This is a genomic window from Actinomadura sp. 7K534 (genome assembly GCF_004348575.1).
GTDB classification, from domain to species: Bacteria; Actinomycetota; Actinomycetes; order Streptosporangiales; family Streptosporangiaceae; genus Spirillospora; species Spirillospora livida.
Window position 1 is genome coordinate 1 of sequence record NZ_SMKB01000364.1, and the last position, 5,166, is coordinate 5,166.

Annotated in this window: 7 protein-coding genes; all 7 read left to right on the top strand. The window is 75.0% G+C overall.

Annotation, left to right across the window (positions count from 1 at the left end; translation table 11 throughout):
* Positions 1 to 179: 179 nt before the first annotated feature.
* From E1266_RS35455 to E1266_RS35485, 7 genes are read left to right on the top strand one after another with little or no spacing between them, the layout of a single operon-like run.
* Positions 180 to 1,478 carry an ATPase, T2SS/T4P/T4SS family gene (locus tag E1266_RS35455; protein ID WP_132054690.1) on the top strand — a complete coding sequence of 433 codons (1,299 nt, stop codon included), beginning with the start codon at positions 180 to 182 and terminating at the stop codon, positions 1,476 to 1,478.
* Positions 1,479 to 1,515: 37 nt separating this feature from the next.
* Complete coding sequence (locus E1266_RS35460; RefSeq protein WP_132054692.1) at positions 1,516 to 2,523, top strand: type II secretion system F family protein; 1,008 nt, start codon at positions 1,516 to 1,518, stop codon at positions 2,521 to 2,523.
* A complete protein-coding gene (locus E1266_RS35465; RefSeq protein ID WP_207946119.1) occupies positions 2,520 to 3,467 on the top strand; it encodes a type II secretion system F family protein in 948 nt (315 codons plus the stop codon). Before E1266_RS35460 ends, E1266_RS35465 begins: the two co-directional genes overlap by 4 nt.
* A 42-nt stretch (positions 3,468 to 3,509) precedes the next feature.
* Positions 3,510 to 3,731: a hypothetical protein gene (locus E1266_RS35470; protein ID WP_132054694.1), complete on the top strand. Its 222-nt coding sequence runs from the start codon at positions 3,510 to 3,512 to the stop codon at positions 3,729 to 3,731.
* Between the two features lie 32 nt (positions 3,732 to 3,763).
* Positions 3,764 to 4,156, top strand: coding sequence for a TadE/TadG family type IV pilus assembly protein (locus tag E1266_RS35475; RefSeq protein ID WP_229808182.1), 393 nt, complete (start codon positions 3,764 to 3,766; stop codon positions 4,154 to 4,156).
* A complete protein-coding gene (locus E1266_RS35480; protein ID WP_243719297.1) occupies positions 4,153 to 4,602 on the top strand; it encodes a TadE family protein in 450 nt (149 codons plus the stop codon). The genes E1266_RS35475 and E1266_RS35480 overlap by 4 nt, the downstream gene beginning before the upstream one ends.
* On the top strand, positions 4,599 to 5,063 hold the full coding sequence (locus E1266_RS35485; RefSeq protein WP_243719299.1) for a pilus assembly protein TadG-related protein: 465 nt from the start codon (positions 4,599 to 4,601) through the stop codon (positions 5,061 to 5,063). The genes E1266_RS35480 and E1266_RS35485 overlap by 4 nt, the downstream gene beginning before the upstream one ends.
* Positions 5,064 to 5,166 lie beyond the last annotated feature (103 nt).

Here is a 5,166-nt window from a genome sequence, read left to right on the forward strand (position 1 = left end):
TATAAGAGACAGCGACGTCCCCGAGCGCGACGTCCCCGAGCGCGACGTCCCCGCCCATGGTCGTCCCGCCGCCGGCTCCGCCCGGTGCGGGGCTCTCCGCGGACGGGCAGGTCCCGGCCAGCGAGCGGCCGCCGGGGCAGGTGCCGGCGGGCGGACGGCACGAGGAGGGGAGGCGCTAGATGGACCACGGGCTCGTCAAACGCCTCCGCCAGGAGGTCGGCGACCGGCTGGCGCAGCAGCGCAGGCTGGACGCCGCCAACGGGCTGCCGCCGATGTCCGGCGAGGACGAGCGGCAGTTCGCCCGCGCCCTCATCGGCCAGGTGCTGGAGGAGTTCGCCCGCGGCGAGATCACCTCCGGGCGCCGCCCGCCGAATGCCGAAGAGGAGGAGGCGCTCGCCGCCGGCGTGCACGCCGCGCTGTTCGGGGTCGGCCGGCTCCAGCCGCTGCTGGAGGACCCCGAGATCGAGAACATCGACATCAACGGCTGCGACCGCGTCTTCATCGGCTACGCCGACGGGCGCGAGGTCATGGGCGAGCCGGTCGCCGAGAGCGACGAGGAACTGGTCGAGCTGATCCAGATCCTCGCCGCCTACAGCGGGCTGTCGTCCCGCCCGTTCGACACCGCGAACCCCCAGCTCGACCTGCGGCTGCCCGACGGGTCCCGGCTGTCGGCCGTGATGGACGTGACGCTCCGCCCGGCGCTGTCGATCCGGCGGGCCCGGCTCGGCAAGGTGTTCCTGGCCGACCTGGTCGGGAACGGCACGTTCACGCAGGAGGTCGGGCAGTTCTTCGGCGCCGCCGTGCGCGCCCGCAAGAACATCATGATCGCGGGGGCGACGAACGCGGGGAAGACGACGCTGCTGCGCGCCGTCGCCAACGAGATCCCGCCGCACGAGCGGCTCATCACCGTGGAGCGCGCCCTCGAACTCGGCCTGGACGCCTTCCCCGAGCTGCACCCCAACTGCGTCGCGTTCGAGCAGCGGCTCCCGAACTCCGAGGGGCAGGGCGCGATCACGATGGCGGAGCTGGTCCGCCGGTCGCTGCGGATGAACCCGTCCCGGGTGATCGTCGGCGAGGTGCTCGGCGACGAGATCGTCACGATGCTGAACGCGATGACGCAGGGCAACGACGGGTCGCTGTCCACGATCCACGCGAACTCGTCGGTGGAGGTCTTCAACCGCATCGCGACGTACGCGATCCAGTCGGAGGAGCGGCTGCCGGTCGAGGCGACCCACATGCTGATCGCCGGCGCGATCGACTTCGTCGTGTTCATCGAGAAGCGCAACGACTACGCCTCCGGCGGGCGGCTGCGGCGCTACGTCTCCAGCGTGCGGGAGGTCACCGGCGTGGACGGGCGCGTCCTGTCGTCGGAGGTGTTCGCGCTCGGGCCCGGCGGGTTCGCGGTGCCGAACGCCCCGATCGCGTGCGCCGCCGAACTCGCCGACCACGGCTACGACCCGTCCGGAGGTGCCTGGTGAGCGGCGGGCGCACGGCGGTCCACCCGGGAGGGCGCTGATGTACGCGCCGGACGTGCTCCTCGCGATCCTCGCGGGCGCCGCGGCGGGCGGCGGGCTCCTGCTGCTGGCCGTCGCGCTGCGCGGGCTGCCGCCGCGGGCCCGGCCGGCCCGGGGGCGCAGCCGCGAGGAGCTGGTCCGGACGTTCACCACCCGCACCGCCGTGGCCGCCGTCGCGGGCGTGCTCGTGCTGATCGTGACGCGCTGGCCGATCGCCGCCGGCGGCACCGCCGCGCTCGTGCTCGCCTGGAACGGCCTGGTGGGCGGCGCCGCCGAGGAGCGCCGGGGCATGGCGCGGCTGGAGGCCCTCGCCGCCTGGACGGAGTCGCTCCGCGACACGATCGCGGGCGCCGTCGGCCTGGAGCAGGCGATCCCGGCGTCGCAGCGCGCCGCCGCCCCGGCGCTGCAGCAGCCGCTGCGCAACCTGGTCGACCGGCTGCACACCCGCGTCCCGATGCCGGAGGCGCTGCGCCGGTTCGCCGACGACATCGACGACCCGTCCGCCGACCTGGTGATCGCCGCGCTGATCCTGAACGCCAAGCTCCGCGGCCCCGGCCTGCGCGACATGCTGAGCGCCCTCGCGAACTCCGCCCGCGCCGAGCTGGACATGCGGCGCCGCGTGGAGGCCGACCGGCGGTCCACCCGGCGCAGCGTACGCATCGTCGTCGCCGTCTCCGTCGGGACGGCGCTGGCCCTCGCCGTGTTCAACCACTCCTACGTCGAGCCGTACGACGACCTCCTCGGCCAGCTCGTCCTGTGCATCGTCGTCGCGCTGTACGGGGCGGCGTTCCTGTGGCTGCGCCGCCTGTCGAAGTACGAGCTGCCCGGACGGTTCCTCAGCGAGCCGCGCCCGGCCGCCCAGCCCGGCGTGCCCGGCGAGGTGCCGAGCACCGTGGCGGGCTGGAAGGACGGCGGGGGAGCCCCCGGCCGGGGCGGCACCCGCGGCTCGCAGGAGCTGCCGCTGCGCGGCCGGCACGCGACGGACGCGGGAGGGGGTGCCGCCCCGTGAACGCCGCGATGATCGCCGGCGCCGTCGTCGGCCTCGGCCTGTACCTGCTGGTCCGGGCGCTGTTCCCGGCGCGGCCCGGCCTCGCCGCGCGGATGGCCGCGCTCGACGCCGCCCGCCGCCGCGACCTGGCGGAGCAGCAGACCGGGCCGCCGGGCGGCGCGGGAACGCCGGGACGCACCACGTCCCCGACGCTGGAGCGGGTCGGCGTGCTGCGCGCCCGGCTCGGCCGTGAGCTGGCGCGGTTCTGCGAGTCGCGCGGCTGGAAGCTGCGCTCGGTGCGCGCCGACCTCTCGATCACCGGGCGGTCGCTGGAGGCGTTCCTCGCCACGAAGTTCCTGCTGCCCGCCGCCGCGCTGCTGTTCATCCCGCTGATCGCCGCGTACTTCGCGCTGCTCGGGCTCGGCTCGTCCGTCGCCGTGCCGGTGTGGATCTGCATCCTGTTCGCCGCGGTGTTCTTCTTCTTCCCCGACATGCAGCTCCGGCAGGAGGCGCAGGCCCGCCGGCAGGACTTCCGCCACGTCGTCGGCGCGTTCCTCGACCTCGTCTCGATGAACCTCGCCGGCGGGCGCGGCGTGCCGGAGGCGCTGCTGACCGCCTCGAACGTCGGCGAGGGCTGGGCGATGCACCGGATCCGCGACGCGCTGGCCAACGCCCGCATCACCGGGCAGACGCCGTGGCAGTCGCTCGGCCGGCTCGGCGAGGAGCTCGACATCGCCGAGCTGCGCGACCTCGCCGGCGCGCTCGCCCTCGTCGCCGACGACGGCGCGCAGGTCCGCAAGTCCCTCGCCGCCCGCGCCGCGTCGATGCGCAGCCGGGAGCTGTCCGAGCTGGAGGGCAAGGCGGGCGAGCGCTCCCAGTCGATGCTCGTCGCGCAGCTGTTCCTGTGCGCCGGATTCCTGATCTTCCTGGCCTACCCGGCCCTGATGAGGGTGCTCGCCTCATGATCCCCGACCCCGCCGCCGAGACGGCCCCCTGGAGGAACCGCCATGAACCCGCACAACCCGCTGCACGATCCGGCCGTCGTCTACCTGCGCGCCGTGCTCGGCGCCCGGCTGGCCCGGCTGCGCTCGGCCGAGGAGCGAGACCGGGGCGCGTCCGCGATCGAATGGGCGATCATCACCGCGATCCTGGCGCTGCTCGCGATCACGATCGGCGCGGTCATCACCAAGAAGGTCACCGACAAGGCCAACACCATCAACACCGGCTGACCGGCCCCGGCTCCGACTCCGGCGCGTCCTCGATGGAGTGGGCGCTCCTCACGCCGGTCCTCATCCTGCTGATGCTGGTCGTCGTGCAGTTCACCATGGTCTTCCACGCCCGGCACGTCGCGCTCGCGGCGGCGCAGTCGGGCGCCCGCGTCGCGCGGACCGCGCCGGTCGGCGGCGGCTGGCAGGACGCGGCGACCGCGAAGGCCGCCGGGGACGTCCGCGAGATCGGGCCGGAGCTGCTGAGCGGCCTCAGCGTCCGCGCGGGGGAGTCCGGCGACCAGCGCTGGGTGGAGGTCAGCGGCGAGGCGGTGACCGTCGTCCCGTTCATGAAGTTCCACGTCTCGCAGCGGTCCCAGGGGCCCATCGAGTGCTTCCGCCCCGACGTCGGCGACGGTCTCGCGTGCGAGCCGGGGGCCGGCCGGTGAGGGCGCCGGACCGCGGGTCGATGTCGCTGGAGATGGTGCTGGTCACCCCGCTCTTCGTGGCGTTCCTGCTGTTCCTCGCCGGCGCCGGGCGGATGGTCGACGCCAAGGGCCAGGTGGACGGCGCGGCGCGGGACGCGGTGCGCGCCGCCTCCATCGCCCGCAGCGCCCCGGCCGCGCAGCGCCTCGCCGCCGACACCGCCGCGGCCGGCCTCACCGGCACCGACTGGTGCTCCGGCGGGCCCAGGGTGGCGACCGACGTCTCCGCCTGGGGGCCGGGCGGCCGGGTCGGCGTGACGATCACCTGCGACGTCGACCTCGGCGACCTGTCGTTCATCGGCCTGCCCGGCACCAAGCGCCTCCAGGGCCACGCGATCGCCCCTGTCGACACCTTCACCTACCGCGGGACGGACGCCGGAAGCGCCGAAGACCCCGGGGACGCGCCGTGACCGCGCGCCCGGCGAGCGGCGCCCCCCGAAGCGTCCCCCGCGGTGACGGCCGGGACCGGGGCACGATCGCGCTGTACACGGTGCTGTTCACCCCCATCGTCTTCCTCCTGGCCGGGCTCCTCGTCGACGGCGGGCTCGCCATCCACGCGCGGCAGCGCGCCGCCGACATGGCCGAGCAGGCCGCCCGCGCGGGCGCCAACCAGATCGACACCGACGCCCTGCGGGCCACCGGCGAACCCGTCCTGGACCCGGCGCGGGCGCGTGCGGCGGCGTGCGCCCTGCTCGCCGACCACCCCGACCAGGTCACCGCGTCGCGGTGCGACGCCGATGAGCAGGAGGTGGCGGTGGACGTGCAGATCACCGTCCGGCCGCAACTGCTCGGGATCATCCCCGGCCTCAGCGAGTTCCGGATGACGTCCGGAGCGACGGCCCGCCCCGTGACGGGGGGAATCGACCCGTGAGCTCCGGAGGAAACCGGCCTACGATGTCTGCGACGTCCAGGGACCGGCGAACGGTGGGGGCGCGATGGTGACGCGGCAAGGGCGGCGGGCCCCGGAGCGGGGC